Origin of the sequence: Haemophilus haemolyticus (assembly GCF_003493685.1) — a bacterium.
GTDB classification, from domain to species: domain Bacteria; phylum Pseudomonadota; class Gammaproteobacteria; order Enterobacterales; family Pasteurellaceae; genus Haemophilus; species Haemophilus haemolyticus_O.
Genome location: NZ_QQJW01000014.1, coordinates 25,441 through 46,116, shown reverse-complemented (window position 1 = coordinate 46,116; position 20,676 = coordinate 25,441). Strand labels below are relative to the sequence as shown.

At 37.0% G+C, this 20,676-nt stretch carries 15 protein-coding genes, 1 rRNA gene and 1 pseudogene; 11 read left to right on the top strand and 6 right to left on the bottom strand.

Going from position 1 to position 20,676, the window contains the following annotated elements; all coding sequences use genetic code 11:
• Positions 1 to 20 precede the first annotated feature (20 nt).
• The 3 genes from rrf (at position 21) to DV434_RS09475 (ending at position 2,843) form a co-directional block, all read left to right on the top strand.
• A 5S ribosomal RNA gene (rrf, locus tag DV434_RS09485) occupies positions 21 to 135 on the top strand.
• 211 nt (positions 136 to 346) lie between these two features.
• Positions 347 to 934, top strand: a complete 588-nt coding sequence (locus tag DV434_RS09480) for a uracil-DNA glycosylase family protein (RefSeq protein WP_118785854.1) — start codon at positions 347 to 349, stop codon at positions 932 to 934.
• A 112-nt stretch (positions 935 to 1,046) separates the two neighbouring features.
• Positions 1,047 to 2,843 (top strand): ATP-binding protein, encoded by a 1,797-nt coding sequence (locus DV434_RS09475; protein ID WP_118785853.1) that lies wholly within the window; start codon positions 1,047 to 1,049, stop codon positions 2,841 to 2,843.
• Positions 2,844 to 2,923: 80 nt separating this feature from the next.
• On the opposite strand, the gene DV434_RS09470 is transcribed toward DV434_RS09475, so the two are convergent.
• The 5 genes and pseudogenes from DV434_RS09470 to prlC form a co-directional block, all read right to left on the bottom strand.
• Positions 2,924 to 6,007, bottom strand: coding sequence for a type I restriction endonuclease subunit R (locus DV434_RS09470; protein ID WP_118811593.1), 3,084 nt, complete (start codon positions 6,005 to 6,007; stop codon positions 2,924 to 2,926).
• A gap of 10 nt (positions 6,008 to 6,017) precedes the next feature.
• The gene (locus tag DV434_RS09465) at positions 6,018 to 7,016 is read right to left on the bottom strand and encodes a virulence RhuM family protein (protein WP_118785851.1); all 999 of its coding nucleotides are present in this window, start codon (positions 7,014 to 7,016) and stop codon (positions 6,018 to 6,020) included.
• 84 nt (positions 7,017 to 7,100) lie between these two features.
• Positions 7,101 to 8,304: pseudogene (locus DV434_RS11025) on the bottom strand (restriction endonuclease subunit S); the annotation flags it as partial.
• 48 nt (positions 8,305 to 8,352) lie between these two features.
• Complete coding sequence (locus DV434_RS09450; RefSeq protein WP_118785849.1) at positions 8,353 to 9,897, bottom strand: type I restriction-modification system subunit M; 1,545 nt, start codon at positions 9,895 to 9,897, stop codon at positions 8,353 to 8,355.
• A gap of 242 nt (positions 9,898 to 10,139) precedes the next feature.
• The gene (prlC, locus tag DV434_RS09445) at positions 10,140 to 12,179 is read right to left on the bottom strand and encodes an oligopeptidase A (protein ID WP_118785856.1); all 2,040 of its coding nucleotides are present in this window, start codon (positions 12,177 to 12,179) and stop codon (positions 10,140 to 10,142) included.
• Between the two features lie 122 nt (positions 12,180 to 12,301).
• Here prlC and DV434_RS09440 point away from each other — a divergent pair, with 122 nt between their 5' ends.
• Complete coding sequence (locus tag DV434_RS09440; protein ID WP_118785848.1) at positions 12,302 to 12,664, top strand: YbaN family protein; 363 nt, start codon at positions 12,302 to 12,304, stop codon at positions 12,662 to 12,664.
• Positions 12,657 to 14,198, top strand: a complete 1,542-nt coding sequence (locus DV434_RS09435) for a peptide ABC transporter substrate-binding protein (RefSeq protein ID WP_118785847.1) — start codon at positions 12,657 to 12,659, stop codon at positions 14,196 to 14,198. Before DV434_RS09440 ends, DV434_RS09435 begins: the two co-directional genes overlap by 8 nt.
• A gap of 320 nt (positions 14,199 to 14,518) precedes the next feature.
• Here the strand turns inward: DV434_RS09435 and ribA are convergent, their stop codons facing one another.
• Positions 14,519 to 15,169: a GTP cyclohydrolase II gene (gene ribA / locus DV434_RS09430; protein WP_118785846.1), complete on the bottom strand. Its 651-nt coding sequence runs from the start codon at positions 15,167 to 15,169 to the stop codon at positions 14,519 to 14,521.
• A 69-nt stretch (positions 15,170 to 15,238) separates the two neighbouring features.
• On the opposite strand from ribA, the gene DV434_RS09425 reads away from it, so the two are divergent.
• The 6 genes from DV434_RS09425 to tatC all read left to right on the top strand — a co-directional run bounded on the left by DV434_RS09425 (position 15,239) and on the right by tatC (position 20,309).
• On the top strand, positions 15,239 to 15,964 hold the full coding sequence (locus DV434_RS09425) for a phosphatase PAP2 family protein (RefSeq protein ID WP_118785845.1): 726 nt from the start codon (positions 15,239 to 15,241) through the stop codon (positions 15,962 to 15,964).
• Positions 15,965 to 16,027: 63 nt separating this feature from the next.
• Positions 16,028 to 16,942, top strand: a complete 915-nt coding sequence (nagK, locus tag DV434_RS09420; protein ID WP_118785844.1) for an N-acetylglucosamine kinase — start codon at positions 16,028 to 16,030, stop codon at positions 16,940 to 16,942.
• A 183-nt stretch (positions 16,943 to 17,125) separates the two neighbouring features.
• Positions 17,126 to 18,565: an alanine/glycine:cation symporter family protein gene (locus DV434_RS09415; protein ID WP_192881508.1), complete on the top strand. Its 1,440-nt coding sequence runs from the start codon at positions 17,126 to 17,128 to the stop codon at positions 18,563 to 18,565.
• A gap of 172 nt (positions 18,566 to 18,737) precedes the next feature.
• Positions 18,738 to 18,965: a twin-arginine translocase TatA/TatE family subunit gene (tatA, locus tag DV434_RS09410; RefSeq protein WP_005629124.1), complete on the top strand. Its 228-nt coding sequence runs from the start codon at positions 18,738 to 18,740 to the stop codon at positions 18,963 to 18,965.
• 3 nt (positions 18,966 to 18,968) lie between these two features.
• Positions 18,969 to 19,529: a Sec-independent protein translocase protein TatB gene (gene tatB / locus DV434_RS09405; RefSeq protein WP_118785842.1), complete on the top strand. Its 561-nt coding sequence runs from the start codon at positions 18,969 to 18,971 to the stop codon at positions 19,527 to 19,529.
• Between the two features lie 9 nt (positions 19,530 to 19,538).
• Positions 19,539 to 20,309: a twin-arginine translocase subunit TatC gene (tatC, locus tag DV434_RS09400; RefSeq protein ID WP_053466165.1), complete on the top strand. Its 771-nt coding sequence runs from the start codon at positions 19,539 to 19,541 to the stop codon at positions 20,307 to 20,309.
• Positions 20,310 to 20,676: the final 367 nt, after the last annotated feature.

Here is a 20,676-nt window from a genome sequence, read left to right as displayed (position 1 = left end):
ACAAGTTATCAAAGAATTATCCTGGCGGCGATAGTGCGGTGGAACCACCTGAACCATACCGAACTCAGAAGTGAAACGCTGTAATGCCGATGGTAGTGTGGGGCATCCCCATGTGAGAGTAGGGCACTGCCAGGTTACCAAATACTTATCTAAGTTAAATTAAATAAAAACAGAAGAACCCCAGTTGAACAAGTGGGGTTTTTGTTTTTTATAATCTATTCATGATTTAATCAAATAAGAATTTGATTTTAATTTTCAATAAATATGTCTGTTTATATCATTTACCGTTTTGATTTTTCATATTTTTCAAATAGACTTTATACATTCATTTCTAATGACCTCCATTATGCTTAAAACTTTAGACGAAATAACTTCAAGTATTATCGCCGATCCTCAAAATAAAGATTTTACATGTCGTGGAATTTTCCCTTTATTTTCGGTGCCTAAAACAGCTCGAATTAATATTGTAGGTCAAGCTCCAGGGTTAAAAGCTGAGCAAACTCGTTTATATTGGAATGATAAAAGCGGTGATCGTCTGCGAGAATGGTTGGGAGTAGATTACGATTATTTTTATAATTCTGGGATATTTGCAGTTCTTCCTATGGATTTCTATTATCCTGGAAAAGGTAAATCTGGTGACTTACCGCCTCGTCAAGGTTTCGCCGAAAAATGGCATCCAATGATTTTAGAGCATTTACCTAATATTCAGCTCACTATTCTTATTGGGCAATATGCACAGAAATATTATTTATCTGAAAATAAAGATAATGTAACTAACACTGTTAAAAATTATCGTCAATTCTTACCGCACTTTATGCCTCTCGTGCATCCTTCCCCACGTAATCAGCTTTGGATAACAAAGAATCCTTGGTTTGAAGAACAAGTTATTCCTGAATTACAAATTTTAGTCAAACAGATAATTAATAAAGACTAAGTTTTTCATTTCTTACGCACACATAGTAATAACAATCTCTTTTACTTTATGGATATAATAAAGCCTGTATGCACAGTTTTTTTATAACGATAATAATGTTTTAGGAGATTTGATGAAAAATTTCAAATATTTTGCTCAGAGTTATGTGGATTGGGTTATTCGTCTTGGGCGACTTCGTTTTTCTCTTTTAGGCGTGATGATTCTCGCGGTTTTAGCACTTTGTACTCAGATTTTATTTAGTCTATTTATTGTTCATCAGATTGCTTGGGTAGATATTTTTCGTTCGGTAACTTTTGGCTTACTCACTGCGCCTTTTGTTATTTATTTTTTCACTTTATTGGTCGAAAAACTTGAACATTCTCGCCTTGATCTTTCTAGTTCGGTTAATCGGTTGGAAAATGAGGTTGCCGAGCGAATTGCCGCTCAGAAAAAATTATCCCAAGCATTGGAAAAGTTAGAAAAAAATAGCCGTGATAAAAGTACCTTACTTGCTACAATAAGCCATGAATTGCGCACGCCATTGAATGGAATTGTCGGGCTTAGCCAGATTTTACTTGATGATGAATTAGATGATCGTCAGCGTAATTATTTGAAAACTATCAACATAAGTGCGGTCAGTTTAGGCTATATTTTTAGCGATATTATTGATTTGGAAAAAATTGATGCCAGCCGAATTGAATTAAATCGTCAGCCAACAGATTTCCCCGCCTTATTAAACGACATTTATAATTTTTCTAGTTTCCTCGCCAAACAAAAAAATCTTATTTTTTCTTTAGAGCTTGAACAAAATCTACCTAATTGGCTGAATCTTGATCGTGTTCGCTTGAGCCAAATTTTGTGGAACTTAATTAGTAATGCGGTGAAGTTTACGGATCAGGGAAATATTATTCTGAAAATAATGCGAAATCAGGACTGTTACAATTTTATTGTGAAAGATACAGGAATGGGGATTTCGCCTGAAGAACAAAAACATATTTTTGAAATGTATTATCAAGTGAAAGAAAGTCGTCAGCAAAGTGCGGGTAGCGGAATTGGGCTGGCTATTTCTAAAAATCTTGCTCAGCTAATGGAAGGGGATTTAACGGTTGAAAGTGAGCGAGGAAAAGGCGCTACTTTCCATCTTACTCTCCAGGCTCAAGAAATTTCTGAAAAAGAATCTGTTAAGAAAAATATTCCGTCCCTGAATATTCTTTTAGTGGAAGATGTTGACCTCAATATTATGGTTGCGAAAACTATTTTAGAAAAACTTGGGCATCATGTTGATGTTACGACAAATGGCAAGCAGGCGATCACTTTATTTGAGAAAAATGTTTACGACATTTTATTGCTAGATATTAAATTACCAGATATGAGTGGTTTTGAAATCGCACAATATTTGCGAGAGAACTATGAGAACGGTATTTATGATTTTTTACCGCCAATGATTGCTTTTACCGCCAATGTTATGCAAAGCGAGCAAGAATATTTAGAAATGGGTATGGATGGTGTATTACGTAAACCTATTTCAATTAAGGATTTACACCATTGTCTGCAGCAATTTTTTGCGGATGAAAGCGAATCGATTATAGACATGAATGATGATAATGAGCTTTCAGAACAGTTTGATTTAGCGCTGATTGAAACGCTTGGAAAATCCCAAATTTTAGAAAATTTATCTTTATTCAAACAAACTATGCCAAATTATCTTGCTCAATTATCAAAAGATAAGATGAAAGAAACAGAAGATACCGCCCATAAAATTAAAGGCGCAGCGGCATCGGTGGGGTTAAATCATTTACGTCAATTAGCGGATACTTTAGAAAGTGCGGCTAAAAATTCTGATATTTTTAATTGCGGTGAATTGATTGATGAAATTAGAAATCGTTGGTTGGAATATGTAGAAGATTTAGCTCAATTTTGTAAAAACTAATCAATTTTTATTTGAACAGATAACAATAATCCAGCAGTTTTAGGATCAAACTGCTGGATTTAATGATTGATGTATTAAATTTAAATTTTCCCACCAACCCCTTTAAATTTCTCTACAAATGCAGCAATTTTTTGGAAAATCGTCTGCTTTTTAGTGAGATATTGTGGATTAAGTGGACTCATTTTTGGCAATACTTCATTAAGTGCCGTGCCGTTTTCACTGGCATACTCGCGTTTTAATGAAGTGCTGATATAGCGTTTTGCTGCATCGACATTCAAATTTTCTTCTTGAATTAAGGTTTCTGCTTCTTTTTGCTGTTCTGCTTGAGCAAATAGGAAGAATGAGTCAATTAAAGTCGCTTTATCGGAAATATCATCTAAATTTGTTTGGTTGATAAAATCGACAATCAAGCTCTCTTTCGCACGGTTACCCAAACTTGAACGAACTGTACGGCGGATTTCATCAATTAGCACCTCTTTGTCTTGGTTTTTCTTATGATGTTCGAAAATTAACGCAAGAATGTAATCCAAATTGATTTCTTGAGATTTTAATAAATCCACTTCAAATACGACATCATCCCAATTTATCGGCGAATTATCTTTATCATTCCCCTCTTTTCTTTGGCGTAACCAATCGCGAATATCATTATAAGTTGAACGATAATCTTGCTCTGTTCTTACTGGTAAAGTAGGAACTTTCAGCATTTCTGCAATTTGTTCATCATTCACATAATGTACTTGCTTGAATTTCTCCATTGCAATCGGCTCATTTAAATCGACCGCTTGTAAGGCTTGCAATGCTGCAAACTCATTGTAATTTTGCAAAATATTTTCAATACGCAAATATTCGCCAAATAATTTTACAAACTCTTTTTTATCTTGCTCTGTTTCAATTTCTGTTGGATTAGGAAAGCGATTTTGCAGTTCTTGAACAACCTCTAAATAACCACGTTGATTGTCATCACCGTTAAAATAGCTGTCGTAGCTTTTTTCTAGTATGACATTCTTCGTATTTTTATCGCCAAATAGCGTGATTGCATCAATGGTATTTTGTTCCAAATCGCGGAAAGTGACGATATTCCCAAAGGTTTTAGTTGTGTCATAAATGCGGTTGGTTCGAGAAAAAGCCTGCATTAATCCGTGATAACGCAAGTTTTTGTCCACGAAAAGAGTATTCAACGTAGGGACATCAAAGCCTGTTAAGAACATTCCGACCACAATCAGTAAATCCACTTCCTGATTTTTCACGCGTTTGGCAAGATCGCGATAGTAATTTTGGAATGATTGACTATCTACGCCATAATTCGTGCCAAAGTAGTGATTGTAATCATCAATGGCTTTTGTTAAAAATTCTTTTGCCGTACTGTTTAGAGCAGTTGGTTCAAAGGTCTCATCTGGAATATCGCCAATCGCATCTTGCTCTTCATTGGCTGCAAACGAAAAGATTGTTGCAATTTTTAACGGATGTTCCTGCTCTGCCTGTAAATTTTGTAAGGTTTCGTAATAACGTTTTGCTGCTTCCACACTGCTTACCGCAAACATTGCATTAAAGCCTTTACCTATGGCATTCAAGCGGTGGGTTTTTTGTTTAAAATTGTTAAGCAAATATTGCGAGATTTCTTTAATACGCTTAGGGTGTAAAAAGGCTTGTTTCTGCTCAAGTGCGGTTAATTTTTCAGGATCTTTTTCTGTTTCTAAGGCTTTAAATTGTGGGCGGACATCGTTGTAATCGACCTTGAATTTCAGTACTTTGTCATCACGAATAGCATCGGTAATCACATAAGAATGCAATTCCGTACCGAACACACTTGCTGTCGTTTCCGCACCTAATGCGTTTTCAGGGAAAATCGGTGTGCCTGTAAAACCAAATTGATAGTATTTTTTAAACTTTCTCGTTAGATTTTTTTGTGCTTCACCAAATTGAGAACGGTGACATTCATCAAAGATAAAAACCACTTGTTTATCGTAAATCGGCAATTTATCTTCCGATTTCATCAGGTTGTTGAGTTTTTGAATGGTGGTAACAATGATCTTATTGTCGTCTTTTTCGATATTGCGTTTTAGCCCAGCCGTACTTTCCGAACCATTCACGCTATCTGGTGAAAAGCGTTGGTATTCTTTTATGGTTTGATAGTCCAAATCTTTTCTATCTACTACGAAGAATACTTTTTCAATAAAGTCTAATTCTGTCGCAAGGCGAGATGCTTTAAAACTGGTAAGCGTTTTGCCTGAACCTGTGGTATGCCAAATATAACCGCCACTTTCTTTGTTGCTCCAATTTTTGGCGTGATATGAACTTTTGATTTTCCATAGAATACGCTCAGTAGCGGCAATTTGATACGGACGCATAATCAATAGAGTATCAGAAACATCAAACACGCAGTAATTTACCAACACATTGAGCAGAGTATGTTTTTGTAAGAAAGTCGCGGTAAAATCCTTTAAATCTTTAATCAGGGTATTTTTTGCGGTTGCCCAATTCATTGTGAAATCAAAGCTATTTTTATTACGTTTCGTTGTGTTGGCAAAATAGCGGGTGTCAGTTCCGTTGGAGATTATAAAAATTTGCAGATATTTGAAAAGTGAATTTTCTTTATTGAAACTTTCTTTGCTGTAGCGATGAATTTGATTAAAGGCTTCACGAATGGCTACGCCGCGTTTTTTCAGTTCAATATGTACAAGGGGTAAACCATTCACCAAAATTGTCACATCATAACGATTATCATAGCTGCCAGTTTGCTCAAATTGATTGATGACTTGCAGAGAATTATTGGCAAGATTTTTCTTATCAAGCAAATAGATGTTCTGAATGCGTCCGTTATCGAATACAAAATCATAAATATAATCATCGTGAATTTTGCGGGTTTTCTCAATCAGACTATCGCTCGGTTTATCCAAATATTCCTCTAAAAAACGTTGCCATTCTGCATCAGAGAAAACCACATTATTCAACCGTTGTAATTGAACACGTAAGTTTTTAATCAGTTCATCGTGATTATTAAGCCCTTGTAAATACTCATAGCCTTGAGCTTGTAAATCACGAATAAACTCACGCTCAAGGCTCCCTTCTGTTTGATAACCAGTATTAGGTTCTTCCACAAATTTATTATATTGATCTAAAACGATAAAATTATTGGATTCAGCGATAGTTTTGTATTGGGTCATAAGTAGTTCCTTAATGCTTTTGCTTTTTCAGATCTTTTTGCCATTTTTCTAAAATTTCTAAATCTTCATTATCAGCTTGTATGCGTTTTTGCTGTTTTCTGACCTGATCAAATAAGGCATATTGTTCTTTGGTAAAGGTTTCCATTTGTTTTACGGTTCGGGTTCCATTACCGATAAGCAACGGAAAACCGTTAAATTCAATTAAATTATCGACATTATTACGCCAGAAATTTAATGTCAGATCTTGACGGTTTTTAACGCGTAATTCGGCACTTTCTAAAAAGATCATAACTAAACGATTCAAGGAATCTAATTCATCATGAGTTAAATAGTTTTTAGCGATAATAATATCGCCTTTACGTACAACAGCACCTTTCCAAGAGGTAAGACCCATATTAGGCAATTTGGCATTTGCACGCGTACAAATGAGTTCTGCGGCGGTTTGTTGTGTAATGGCATAAATCAACTTATTTTGTGTTTCTGCAAAAAACATTTGAGTGACTTTATCTGTTTTATCGTAGTCACTGGATAATTTAAATAATTCTCGTACTTTTTGATAAAACCGCAATTCACTGGCTCTAATTTCACGAATTTGTTCCAGTAATTCATCAAAATGATCAAATCGACCTTGAGGATTTTTCAACCGCTCTTTATCTAATAGAAAACCTTTATCTAAATAAGTACGTAATTGCGTATTCGCCCAACGACGAAACTGTACACCACGAGGGCTACGCACACGAAAGCCGATGGCGAGAATCATATCAAGGGAATAATGTTTTACTTGATATTGCTTGCCATCTTGGGCAGTTATTAAGTAATCCTTAATAACTGAAAATTCATCTAACTCTTTGTCTTGTAATATATTTTTTATGTGGGTGGTTACATTTTGTACAGAGGTGTCAAAAAGTTCCGCAAGCTGATTTTGGGTCAGCCAAGCCTCATTTTCAACAACCAATAAAGCAACGTGAGATTTACCATCGTCTGTGTTGTAGATGATTAAGTCGTTCATTATTTTTTCTCAAATTTGTAGGGTGAGCTTTAACCCACCGTTTGTTATGGTTAATTGGTGGGCTGAAGCCCACCCTACGGGTTACGAGAAATTTAATAGCAATTCTCGGTAATATTCATACCGCTTTTGGCTTTGTTCAATTGTCAACGGCAAGCCTTCGGTGATGGAATTAGTTAAGGTTTCAAATTTGTCTAAGATTGAAACGATGCGGTGTTGTTCTTCAAGTGGGGGAACATCAAACTCATATTGCAAAATTGCAGTTTTATCCCCTCGAGGCATTTTTGCACCTTTTGAATATTTAACGTTATATTCAAAGAAATGTTCATTTGCCAATATATGATAAAGATAACGTGGAATAATGTTTTCATCTGTCAATCGTATAACTAACACATCACCATTTGTTCCACCTGTTTTATCTGCTAACCAGATTTTTCTTAAATAGGGACGAATGTTTCCAATTAAAATATCATTAGGAAGATATTCAATAAATGAGCCTTCAGTTGGTACATAATTGGAACTTGTTTTACCCAGTTTATTTTGAAGTAAATTTTCTACCCCTATATAATTTTCTTTATCCAATTTATCAGTCGAGATGCGTGATTTTGCATAAATAGCCACATCAATAAGTTTCTTCTTCCCCCCCCCCGTAATTTAATTGTTCTAAGCTATCAAAAGATAATAATTTTTCCCGATAGTATTCATATTGCTTCTGGCGTAGTATAAGCTCGCTGGTAAGCTCGCTGGTAAGTGCTGTCAATGCGTCCAAAATTCGGACGATTTCGGTTTGGATAGAGAGTGGGGGGATGGGGATTGGAAATCTCCTAAATCCATTCATATCAACGGATGCAAAACTAGACATAGTAGTATTTTTTTGACACCAGTCATCAAGCGTAAAACAGTAATGGTATAGAAAATAAATATTAAATTTATCGATATATTCTGGTTTTAAAGATAAAACCGTAAATCTTTGATTTGCTAAAAATGGTATGGTTATTAAAGCGTGTTCACCAATAGTTGCAGAGGTTGCAATAATAATTGAATTTGCGGGGAAAAGTTTTCCGCCTTTAACCGCACTTTCTGAAACCTTTTGTAATGCTGTATTTAAAATGCGTCCATTTTCTCGAATATCTTCCATTCTAAACCAAGGAATTGAGCCGTTTTCCCAATATTCTTTCACTCCTTTTGATGGGGTATAGCCATTTTTTAAATGGAATATTTCGTCGAGAGTTTTCCACTCAACCTCAGCCCCATCCAATAATTTTTCTAAAAAAGTGCGGTTGCTTTTCATTGTATTTTTGTTGCTCCTCGTAGGGTGGGCTGAAGCCCTCCCTACATTTTATCCCTCAATTTCCGCCACAATCTTGTCAATCTCCGCACGCAAGCGGTCAATATTGGCAACTGTTTTACGAATTTGAGCATTGAGTTCATCAATATTAATTACTTCGCGGGTGTCTTTTTGTTCCACATACGAACTTACTGCAAGGTTGTAGTCATTTTGGGCGATTTCTTCAAAGGATACGGATTTTGCCAAATGCGGCACATCCTCTTTATCGGCAAAGAGTTTTAGGATTTGCTCAATATGTTCCTCTTCTAAAATGTTGTTATTGGTGGCGGATTTAAATAAACCGCTGGCATCGATAAATTGGGTTTGGGTATTGGGTTTGTGCTTGGACAAAACCAAAATATTCACGGCAATACTGGTGCCGTAAAATAGATTAGGTGCAAGGGCAATCACTGTTTCCACAAAATTATTATCCACCAAATATTGACGAATTTTTTGCTCCGCACCGCCACGATAAAAAATGCCGGGGAAGGAGACAATCGCCGCCCTGCCTTTGCCTGAAAGATAGCTTAATGCGTGTAAAATAAAGGCAAAATCTGCTTTTGATTTTGGAGCAAGCACACCTGCGGGGGCAAATCGTTCATCGTTAATCAATGTGGGATCGTCGGAGCCAACCCATTTCACGGAGTAAGGCGGGTTGGAAACAATGGCATCGAAAGGTTTATCATCGCCAAATTGTGGTTCCATTAAGGTGTTGCCTAAAGCAATATCAAACTTGTCGTAGTTGATGTTATGCAAAAACATATTCATACGGGCAAGGTTGTATGTGGTGTGGTTTATTTCCTGCCCGAAAAAGCCTTCTTCAATAATATGTTCATCAAATTGTTTTTTGGCTTGAAGCAAAAGTGAGCCAGAACCTGCTGCAGGGTCATAAATTTTATTGACCGAGGTTTGCCCGTGCATTGCAATTTGAGCAATGAGTTTGGAAACACTTTGTGGGGTGAAAAATTCGCCACCAGATTTGCCTGCATTGGCGGCATAGTTAGAAATAAGATATTCGTATGCATCGCCAAATAAATCAATGTGGTTATCTTCAAATTTGCCAAAATCAAGTTCAGCCACGCCTTTCAAAACAGCCGTTAAGCGGTCGTTTTTATCTTTTACGGTGTTGCCTAAGCGATTGCTGGTAGTATCAAAATCGGCAAATAAGCCTTTGATATCTTGTTCAGACGGAAAGCCCATCGCTGAGTTTTCAATATCAGTAAAAATCTGTTTTAAATCAGTATTCAAATTAGGATTGCTGCCAGCATTAGCCGCGACATTCTTAAATAATTGGCTTGGGTAAATAAAGTAGCCTTTGGTTTTAATGGCATCTGTTTTAATGTCTGGTGTAATGATTTCATCAGGTAATTGGGCATAATTTACGCTTTCATCGCCCGCTTCAATGTAATTGGCAAAATTTTCGCTAATAAAACGGTAAAAAAGTGTGCCAAGCACATATTGTTTGAAATCCCAGCCATCGACCGAGCCACGCACATCATTAGCAATTTGCCAAATACGACGTTGAAGTTCGGCACGTTGTTGAATTGCAGCAGCCATAAAATCCTCAGAATATTTTGTGTAATGAGTTGGATAGATATGTGAAAAATTATACAGGAAATTAGTCTATTCTGCGTGAATTTCTATGAGTTTATCTTGCGGCTATTTGTAAAAATAATGTCTCGTTTTCAGGTTTTGTCTTGATAAAGTGCGGTTGAAATTTGCAATGTTTTTATGAATGGCTTTTTTAGAGGAAAATATTTGAGAAAGGGCATGTCGTGCATGCCCTATAGTTTGACGTATTAGTTCATAATTCCTTTATGTCTTAACAACGCATCTAATTGCGGTTCACGGCCACGGAAGCGTTTGAAGAGTTCCATTGGTTCTTCTGAGCCACCACGCGTGAGAATTTCATCTAAGAATGATTTGCCGGTGATTGGGTTGAAAATACCTTCTTCTTCAAAGCGTGAATAAGCGTCCGCCGATAATACTTCAGCCCATAAATAGCTGTAATAACCTGCGGCATAGCCTCCAGCAAAAATATGGCTGAAGCTGTGTGGCGCTCTTGCCCAATCTACGCCTTTTATGACGGCAACTTGTGATTTCACCGCTTTAAGTGTTTCTAATATTTGATTGGTTTTTTCCGCATCAAAGGTGTGATGTAAGCGGAAATCAAAAATCCCAAATTCAAGCTGACGTAAGATAAACATTGCGGCTTGGAAATTTTTCGCTTTTAACAATTGCGTGAGTTTTTCTTTTGGCAACGGCTCGCCTGTTTCGTAATGCCCTGAAATAAACGCCAATGCCTCCTCTTCCCAGCACCAGTTTTCCATAAATTGACTTGGTAATTCCACCGCATCCCAAGGCACGCCATTAATACCCGCTACATCGGAGACATCAATTTGTGTAAGCATATGATGAATGCCGTGCCCAAATTCGTGGAATAGCGTGGTGACTTCATCGTGCGTAAATAAGGCTGGTTTATTCCCTATCGGTGCGTTGAAGTTGCAAGTTAAATAAGCCACAGGCGTTTGAATGCTGCCATCCAGTTTACGCTTGCGCCCAATACAATCATCCATCCACGCACCACCACGTTTGTGTTCACGTGCATATAAATCAAGATAGAAACTGCCACGGAGTTGATCGTTTTCATCAATTAAATCAAAAAAATGCACATCTTTATGCCAAGTATCCACGCCTTTGCGTTCCACTGCACGAATATTGAAAATGCGTTTAATCAATTCAAATAAACCTGAAATCACGCGATTTTCAGGAAAGTAAGGGCGAAGTTCTTCATCATTAATAGCGTATAAATGTTGTTTTTGTTTTTCGCTGTAAAAACCAATATCCCAAGGCGCAAGTTCAGTGACACCAAATTCTTTTTCGCAGTAATCTCTCAATTCTTGCAGTTCTTTTTCGCCTTGTGGTTTAGCACGTTCGGCAAGATGATCTAAGAAATCAAGCACTTGTTGTGGGTTTTCTGCCATTTTGGTGGCAAGTGAAAGTTCGGTGTAAGTATTAAAACCGAGTAATTTCGCCAATTCCACGCGTAATGTAAGAATTTCTTCCATAACTTTACTGTTATCCCATTTGCCAGCATTAGGGCCTTGTTCAGAGGCGCGTGTTGCATAAGCTCGGTACATTTCTTCACGCAATGCACGATTTTCACAGTAAGTCATGACTGGCAAATAACTTGGGATTTCTAACGTAAAACGATAGCCCTTTAATCCTTTACTTTTGGCAGATTGTTGTGCAGCTTGTAGTGCGGATTCAGGTAAGCCAGCAAGTTCTGCTTCGTTTTCAATGACTTTTTCCCAACCCATGGTGGCATCTAATACGTTATTGCTAAATTGTGAATTTAATTCCGATAAGCGCGCCACAATTTCGCCATAACGTTGTTGTTTATCTTCTGAAAGCCCGATACCTGAAAGTTCAAAATCACGCAGTGAATTTTCAATGGCTTTCTTCTGTGCAATAGAATAGTCCGCAAATTCAGCACTATTTTTTAACTCTAAATAGGCATTATAAAGCCCTTTATGCTGACCAACCCAAGTGCTGTATTCAGAAAGTAACGGCAAGCACGCTTGATAGGCTTCACGTAATTCAGTACTATTTTTTACTGAATTGAGATGAGAAACGGGGGACCACGCACGATTTAAGCGATCATTAGTTTCCGTTAAAGGCAAAATGAAATTTTCCCAAGTAAAGTGCGGTTGTTTTAACACTTGTTCTATCGTATCTCGACAATCTTGAATTAATTTTTCAACAGCTGGTTGAATATGTTCTGGCTTGATTTGTGAAAATGGCGGTAAGCCTTGAATGTTAAGTAATGGATTTGACATAGACATAAATGTTCCTTTTTTGAAAACTACTTTTTATGTGACGGCAAATTCTATAATATCAAGGTTGAAAAATCTAAAAAATCAGTAATAATGGTTCGCATTTTCTTTTTATTAGGAACATTATGAAAATTATTTACATTATTTTAGGTTTTCTTTCACTTGCACTTGGCATCATTGGAATTTTCCTTCCTATTTTACCGACCACGCCTTTTTTATTACTTACTTTATTTTTCTTTGCAAAAGGTTCAAAACGCTTAGAACAATGGTTTTTAGGCACAAGTATTTATCAAAAACATCTCAAGTCTTTTAATGAAAATCGAGCATTAAAGAAAAATACCAAAATTTGTATTTTGACTTTTGTTACCACAATGCTACTAATTGGTTTTTATTTTACGCCAAGCGTAATAGGGCGTGGCGTTATTGCTGCATTGATTTGTATTAAGTTTTGGTTCTTCTTATTTTGGGTTAAAACTGAAAATGAATAATTTGTTCGCGTTGTGCCAGCGAAGTGCGGTTATTTTTTCCATTATTTTTACGATGGTGGCTTGTGATAAATTGGATAGTCCCAAGCCTATTTCGCCACAAGTTGAGGCACCAAAAAATACTCAATTGGAATCTAATCGAGTTGAATTAAAACGTGGTGTTTATGGCGATTTGACTTTGCAACCTTGGCAAGCACAAAACGAAGAACAAACTCAATTGTTACGAGATCTTTTTGAAGGATTAACAGCTTATGATGCGCAAGGTAATCTTGTTCCAGCTGTAGCAGAAAGTTGGCAAACCGAAGACAATAAAACTTGGATTTTCATTTTGCGTGAACATGCTAAATGGTCGAATGGTAAGCCTATCACTGCATCAGATTTTGTGCAATCTTGGCAAGCACTTTCTCAATCTGAAAGCCCACTTAAAAATTATTTGGCTTTTATGAATCTGAAAAATGCTAAGGCAGTATTGGAAAAAACGCTAGCTGTGGAATCACTAGGATTATTTGCCGAAAATGGCCGCACTTTACGCATTGAATTAGATAAAGCATCGCCATATTTACCTTCTATGCTGGCGCACGTCAGCCTTTTACCTCGCTATACGAAATCGACTGAAACCCTTATCAGCAATGGTGCCTATCAATTACAAAGTCAAGATAATAATCAGCAAGTTTTAACACCCAATCCTTATTATTGGGCAAAAGAAAAAGTAATATTTCAGCAAGTGAAGTATCAAAAAATTGCAGTCGATGCAGATTTGTCTGATTTTGATATTGTATTAAATCCCAAAAAATCAGTTCAAAATATCCAAGATTATCCGCGACTTTGTACTTACTTCTATGAGTTTAATCTTGCCGATCCTATGTTGCAAAAAAGTGCGCTAAGAAAAGCGATTGTTTCGATGGTTTCTACGAAAAATTTGGTTGCAGATATTGCTCATCTTCATCCTAGCAATACTTTTTTACCTAAATCTATGCTAGGTGAGCAAGAATCTGTTTGGGAGCCAGTTGTTGTAGAACAGCTTCTTTCCCAAAACCAAATTAGTGAAACTCATCCGTTGAAATTACGCATTCGTTATGATGATTCGTCTCTGAATCAAACTATTGCAATGCGATTAAATCGTCAATTATCGCAATCAGATTTATTACGAGTTGAAAATCAAGGGATGAGTTGGCAAGAATTGCAAACCGCCCGCACAAAAGGCGATTTTCAATTAATTCGTTCTGGCTGGTGTGCTGATTTTAATGATCCTGCAGCATTTCTAAATTTGTTCTATTCAAAAAGCCCAGATAACAAAAATGGCTATAAAAATGCAGAATTTGATCGTTTATTTGAAAGTGCAATGACGACAACATCCGAAAAAGTGCGGTTAGAAAATTACGCGAAATTAAAAGGGATAGTTCAACAAGAATATTTAGTGTTACCCATTTTTCAATATAGTATACCCGTTTATCTCGCACCAAGTATAATGGGTGCGCAAGTAAATTCTGTCGGTGTCATTTACAGTAAAGATTTGTGGAGAAAGGTTAAAAATTAGTAATCACGCTTGCAATCAAGGAAAGAATTCTTTAAGATTGGAGGCATTGGGGACAACTCCTACATCGTCCCCGTAGCGATTATCTTAGATAACTGTACCAGAACAGCTAACTAAACAACAGATAATCAAGAAAATGAAAAAGAGCGTTTTTTTCATTTTACTTACTCCTGATAAGCCCCGATCTTTGGAATACGAGACGGGGTTTCTCGTTTTTAGCAATATGCTAAAAAATCTTTTGATTATTCCATGACATAAAGTTTAAATAAAAAAGCCACACTGTTCAATACAACAGCATGGCTTTTTTTACATGTATTATTTTATTAAATAATCTCTTCCTGGCAATGCGGGCAAGTCATTAAATGTTGTTCATCATTGTTATGCACAATGTAATGCCCCATTTTTTTCGCTTTAGTATCAAGATATTTTGTGTTGTAGCGGTTTTCGCCGACATTAAGTGGTACTCGTTCAACCACGTTGATACCTGCTTTTTTCATGGTTTCTACTTTTTCTGGGTTGTTGGTCATCAAGCGAACTTTTTTGACACCAAGTAGCTCGAACATATCGGCGCAGACTTCAAAGTTGCGTTCATCTGCTTTGAAACCTAAAGCTAGATTGGCTTCAATGGTATCCATTCCTTTATCTTGCAAAGAATAAGCACGGATTTTATTAATCAAACCAATGCCACGGCCTTCTTCACGATGATAAATTAAGACACCGCGACCTTCTTCTTTAATTTGTTTCAACGCTGTCGCCAGTTGGAACCCACAATCGCATTTTAAGCTGTGAAGCGCATCGCCTGTTAAACATTCAGAATGGATGCGTGCTAACACAGGTTCATCAGCATTAGATATATCGCCCATCACTAAGGCTACATGTTCTTTTTTTGTATCTGGAAATTCAAATCCCACCATTTTGAAAATACCGTATTCAGTGGGTAAATTGGCTTGCGCAACTAGCTGAATTTTTGCCATAAAGTGATCCTTATTCGTAGTCATTTCTGTTAGAATGCGCGCATTATTTTTTATTATCAAGGGGCGAGCATGTTCAAAAGGCTGTCATTATATACGTTATTACTTTGTCTTGTACCATTTTTTATTTGGGGTATTTCCTATCAGTGGTATGGTAATAGCCAATTAACTCAAGCTGATTATTGGCTTTATTTGCTCACTGAAACGGGTAGCGTACCTTATGCTTTGATCACCTGTGTGTTATTTACGCTTTTGTTTACCTTTTTATTCAAAAATCCAAAACAATGGCTATTAGGCGTAATTGTGATGGGGATTTCAGTTATTGCAACTCAAGCCGCAAAAACGGGGGCAAAAGCATTATTTGAAGAACCTCGTCCGTTCACCGTTTATCTAGCTGAGAAAACTCATTCAACGCCTGAAAACTTTTATAAAAATGACCGCACTCAGCGTGCAGAAATCGCTAAGGATTTTTATTCGATGGATGCCATCACGCCAGCTTGGTTAGTTCATCATTATGAAAATGAAACGGGCTATTCGTTTCCCTCTGGGCATACGATTTTTGCAGCAACTTGGCTTATGCTTGCTGTTGGCTTTACCCAATTATTGGGTAACCGTTCTTTTAAAGCAAAATTGCTGGTGGCCGGTATTGCGGTGTGGGGCTTATTGATGTTGATTAGCCGTGTGCGATTAGGCATGCATTACCCAATTGATTTATTAGTGGCGACATTGCTGGCATGGTTGATTAATAGCATTATTTTTGCCTTTTTAAAGAAAAAGGCGATCTTCGTCATAAAATAATGATTTAAGTGCGGTTAAAATTTTGGCTAATTTTAACCGCACTTCTTTATAAAGGAGCAGATTATGTATTATGGTTTAGATATTGGTGGCACGAAAATAGAGCTTGCCGTATTCAATGAAAAATTAGAAAAATTATATTCTGAACGGGTACCTACACCTAAAAACGACTATGAAGAATGGCTTAACACGATTGTGGATTTAGTGAATCGTGCTGATGAAAAGTTTGGTGAGGTGGGCACAGTAGGTTTGGGCGTGCCTGGTTTTGTGAATCAACAAACTGGATTAGCTGAAATTACCAATATTCGTGTGGCAGATAATAAACCGATTTTACGCGATTTGTCTGTGCGTTTAGACCGTGAAGTGCGGGCAGAAAATGATGCAAATTGTTTTGCATTATCTGAAGCGTGGGATACGGAAAATCAGCAATATCCGACTGTACTTGGTTTAATTCTTGGAACTGGTTTTGGTGGCGGCTTTGTCTTAAATGGTAAAGTTCATTCAGGTCAAGTGGGAATGGCGGGAGAGCTTGGTCATTTACAACTAAATTATCATGCCTTGAAATTATTGGGATGGGATAACGCCCCTATTTATCAATGTGGTTGTGGCAACAAGGCTTGTTTGGATAATTATTTGTCTGGTCGCGGTTTTGAAATGCTTTATCGAGATTTGAAAGGCGAAACATTATCTGCTCGTGAAATTATTGATTTGTTCTATCAAGGCAATGAAAGTGCGGTAGATTTTGTGAATCTTTTTGTTGAGTTGGCGGCGATTTCTATTGGCAATATCATTACGGCATTTGATCCGCATATGATTGTACTCGGCGGTGGATTATCTAATTTTGATTACCTTTATGAGGCTTTACCAAAAGCATTACCGCCTCACTTGATGCGGACAGCAAAAGTTCCACCAATTAAAAAAGCGAAACACGGCGATTCTGGTGGTGTGCGTGGTGCGGCAGCGTTGTTTTTGACCAAATAATTCAACAAACTAGTGGGGCGTGTTCAAATAATACGCCCTTTGTTTTGGAAAATATTTAGAATATTCTAAATTTATTAGATTTTTTCTTGTTTGTGTTTCTTTTCTTTAGAGAAATCATTAAAAAATCTCGCCTTTTCATTGAAAACTCATACAATCAAATTATTTATCGCTTGAGGAATGATTATGGAATTTGAATTTTCAAAAATGTTAGAAGAAGTGCTAACTTGGATAGTCGCACACTTTGATGGACCTTTATGGGATGCAACAATTATTATTTTGCTTGGGACGGGTCTATTTTTTACCATTACAACAGGATTTGTGCAGTTCCGTTTATTCCCAGCAAGCCTTCGTGAAATGTGGTTTGGTCGTGCAGTGGAAGGAAGTTCGTTAACACCTTTTCAAGCGTTTACGACAGGTCTTGCGAGTCGCGTTGGTGTTGGTAACATTGGTGGGGTTGCAACGGCTATCGCCTTGGGAGGCGAAGGCGCAGTGTTTTGGATGTGGGTAACGGCATTTATTGGTATGTCGAGTGCTTTCGCTGAATCCACTCTTGCTCAATTATTTAAAATTCAGGATAAAGATGGCTCATTCCGTGGTGGCCCTGCTTATTATATTGTGCAAGGTTTAAAATCACGTTGTATGGCAGTGGCTTTTGCGCTTGCATTAATTTTTACATTTGGCTTTGCCTTTAATTCTGTACAGGCGAACTCCATTGTTGAAGCAACGGGCAATGCGTGGAATTGGAAAGGGGAATATGTCGGTATTTCATTAGTAATTTTGACCGCACTTATTATTTTCGGTGGCGTTAAGCGTATTGCGATTATTTCGAGTAGTCTTGTGCCAATGATGGCTCTTTTCTATTTGATTATGGCGGTGATTATTCTTGGCATGCATATTGATATGATTCCTTCCGTGATTCATCGTATTATTCAAAGTGCATTTAGTTTTGATGCTGCCGCTGGCGGAATGTTTGGTGCGCTTGTATCAAAAGCAATGATGATGGGGATTAAACGTGGTTTATTCTCAAACGAAGCGGGGATGGGTTCTGCGCCTAATTCGGCTGCAGCAGCACACGTAAAGCATCCAGTTAGCCAAGGTTTAGTGCAAATGCTCGGTGTTTTTGTTGATACTATGATTGTTTGTTCTTGTACTGCCGTGATTATTTTGCTTTCAAATAATTATGGTAGCGAAACGCTCAAAAGTATCTCACTTACGCAAAATGCCTTGCAATATCATGTAGGTGAATTTGGCGTACATTTCCTTGCATTTATTTTATTGTTATTCGCTTATTCTTCTATTATTGGTAACTATGCTTATGCGGAAAGTAATATCCGTTTTATTAAAAATAAACCTTGGTTTGTCTTGTTGTTCCGTTTAATGGTGCTATTCTTCGTGTATTTTGGTTCAGTTCGTTCAGGCAATGTGGTGTGGAATTTCGCAGATACGGTAATGGCCGTCATGGCAATCATTAACTTGATCGCAATTTTGATGTTGTCGCCAATCGTATGGAAATTGATGAAGGATTATCAACGCCAGCTTAAAGAAGGAAAAACACCAGAGTTTAAAATTGACGAACACCCTGAATTACGTAAGAAAATATTAGATTCCCGCATTTGGAAATAAAGATAAAATGGCTAGAAAGAAATTTTTAGCCATTTTTAGTTTATTCATATATTGCGTTTTATCATTAATATCGTGATAAATTGAAAATAATCCCCGATAGCTATTGTTCTAAGTGGGTAAAAAGGGTATATTCCGACCCAAATTTTTTCTTTTTTACAGAACGGAGTTTATTATGTTTGGTTTATCCCCTGCTCAAATGATTATCTTATTAGTAGTCATTTTATTGGTTTTCGGTACGAAAAAATTAAGAAATGCAGGTTCAGATCTTGGCGCAGCAGTGAAAGGCTTTAAGAAAGCAATGCAAGATGACGAAAAAGCAAAAGATGCAGAATTTAAGTCTATTGACAATAATGCAACATCTGCAAAAACTGAAACTACAAAAGAGAAAGAACAGGCTTAATCCGTGTTTGATATTGGTTTTTCAGAACTTGTTTTGTTAATGGTGGTTGGCCTAGTTGTGCTAGGACCGAAGCGTTTACCTGTCGCTATTCGCACAGTGATGGGCTGGGTGAAAACGATTCGTGGTTTAGCTGCCAATGTGCAAAATGAGTTGAAACAAGAACTAAAATTGCAAGAATTACAGGATAGTATCAAAAAAGCTGAATCTTTAAACTTGCAAACCCTTTCACCAGAATTGAGTAAAACGGTGGAAGAATTAAAAGCTCAAGCAGATAAAATGAAAGCCGAGCTAGAAGATAAAGCAGCTCAAGCTGGTACAACAGTGGAAGAGCAAATTAAAGAAATTAAAAGTGAGGCTGAAAATGCAGAAAAACCTCAAAATGTGGCATTAACAGAGGATTCTACAGAAACTTTACCTGAAGTAGAAAAAACACCTGCAGATTTAACCGCACTTGAAGCCCACGAGCAAGCAGAATTGACCGAGCGTTTATCTGATTATTATCCGCCGGATGAGATTGAAATTGCTCCAGCACCAAAATCTCAATCTTCAAAAACTGAATCATAGCGAGTTTTTATGAGTAATGTGGATGAATCTCAACCTCTAATTACACACCTTGTTGAGCTAAGAAACCGTTTATTACGCTGTGTGATTTGTGTGGTATTGGTTTTTGTCGCATTGGTGTATTTTTCCAATGATATTTATCATTTCGTTGCTGCACCTTTAACAACGGTTATGCCAAAAGGTGCGACGATGATCGCAACCAATATTCAAACGCCTTTCTTTACGCCAATTAAATTGACAGCGATTGTCGCTGTTTTTATTTCTGTCCCTTATTTGCTTTATCAAATTTGGGCTTTTGTTGCGCCAGCATTGTACCAACATGAAAAACGGATGATTTATCCGTTGCTATTTTCAAGTACGATTTTATTTTATTGTGGCGTGTCTTTTGCTTATTACGTTGTTTTCCCGTTTGTCTTTAGTTTCTTCACACAAACTGCACCAGAAGGCGTTGCTATTGCAACAGATATCAGCAGCTATTTAGATTTCGCTTTGGCATTGTTTTTAGCTTTTGGTGTGTGTTTTGAAGTGCCGATAGCTATCATTCTACTTTGCTGGACTGGCGTAACAACAGTAAAAGCACTTTCAGGAAAACGTCCTTATATTATCGTGGGGGCATTTTTTATCGGCATGCTTTTAACGCCTCCTGACGTTTTTTCACAAACTTTACTCGCGGTGCCGATGTGCTTGCTCTTTGAGCTTGGCCTATTAGTAGCTCGTTTTTATCAACCCAAAGATGATGAAAGTGCGGTTGAAAACAACGATGAATCAGAAAAAACAGAATAATGAATCGATTAATATATTAAATGGGGGCTTAGCCCCTTTTTTATTGCATTGATGACATCGTCGCGTTGCTTTTTCATAAAACAATATCTTTTCTTTATTCACGACTAAATGTGATTTATAGCTTAGTAAAAGTGTCGTATTTTCACCTAAAACATCATCATTTTATTAGGTTATTATCTTTGTTTTTATTTTCTATTTAATAAATTGGGTGATTTTTTAGATAATTTCTTTCAATTTTGTTTTTCTTTAAATTTCCTTCATAAAAATTGTTGCAACGTTAAATCGCTCATTGCATATTATCAGTGTGCCCGATGAGGCGAACATAATTAAAAAACACAATACACACAACATCAACAACAAAGAAGGA